The 1,261-nt window shown below is 67.4% G+C and carries 1 protein-coding gene; it reads left to right on the top strand.

Translation table 11 applies throughout. The annotated features are described in order from the left end of the window. Positions 1–212 precede the first annotated feature (212 nt). The gene (locus tag ACWGIU_RS38090; protein WP_453712698.1) at positions 213–1,250 is read left to right on the top strand and encodes an ABC transporter substrate-binding protein; all 1,038 of its coding nucleotides are present in this window, start codon (positions 213–215) and stop codon (positions 1,248–1,250) included. Positions 1,251–1,261: the final 11 nt, after the last annotated feature.

Below are 1,261 nucleotides of genomic sequence, written 5' to 3'. Positions count from 1 at the left end.
GGGTACGACACCCGCCCCGGACATCGGCATGTCAGCGGTCCGGACAGAGCATCGGTCGACGCAGGCAGGACACCACAGCGCGAAGAACGCAGGAGGGTGATCCACCTCACGAACGGATCTTCCCCCGCCCCTGGACTTACCGTTAGGTTAGGCTAACCTTCTCATCGAACGGCCCAGCTGCCGCCCCTGCACGCACGAAAGCGGACATCGACATGCCCAAGTCCCGAACCTCCTCCTTCACTCGCCGCGGCTTCGTCGCGGCCGGTGGCGCCCTCGGCCTCGTCGCCGTCCTCGCCGCGTGCGGTGGCACCGACTCGGCGAAGGGTGACGGCGGCAAGGACAACGGCGCCGCGACGTCCGGCTCCTGGACCTTCAAGGACGACCTCGGCAAGGACGTCACCACCAAGTCCAAGCCGAAGAACATCGTCGCCTTCACCGGCACCGCCGCCGCGCTCCACGACTACGGCGTCCCGGTCAAGGGCGTGTTCGGTCCCACCAAGACCGCCGACGGCAAGCCCGACGTCCAGGCCGGCTCGATGGACATCTCCAAGGTCGAGATCCTCGGCAACGTCTACGACGAGTTCAACGTCGAGAAGTACGCGGCCCTCCAGCCCGACCTGCTGGTCACCAACACCTGGGACGGCACCTACTGGTACGTGCCGGAGGCCTCGAAGGACAAGATCCTCGCGCTCGCCCCGCACGCCGCGATCAAGGTGGGCGGCGACGTCACCCTCGACAAGGCGCTGGAGCGCACCGCGGACCTCGCCAAGTCCCTCGGCGCGGACCTGAACGCGAAGAAGACCGTGGACTCCAAGGCCCGCTTCGAGGCCGCCACCGCGAAGGTGCGCGAGGCCACCAAGGCCAACCCGGGCGTCAAGGTGCTCGTGGCCTCCGGCTCGGACGCCCTGTTCTACGCGTCCACCCCGGACACCGCGGCCGACCTGAAGTACTTCAAGCAGCTCGGCGTCGAGTTCATCACCCCGGACAAGCTGGACGAGGGCGGCTTCTACGAGGCCCTCAGCTGGGAGAACGCCGGCAAGTACAAGGCCGACGTCATCTTCCTCGACAACCGCACCGGCACCCTGCAGCCGGAGCAGCTGAAGGACCGCCCGACCTGGGCCGAGATGCCCGCCGTCAAGGCCGGTCAGGTCATCCCCCGTGTGACCGAGCCGATCTTCTCGTACGACAAGTGCGCGCAGATCCTGGAAGACCTCGCGAAGTCCATCCAGAACGCCAAGAAGGTCAGCTGACCCCCGGCGCC

It is taken from the genome of Streptomyces sp. NPDC054840, assembly GCF_053611065.1.
This window is presented reverse-complemented; position numbering and strand designations above follow the sequence as displayed.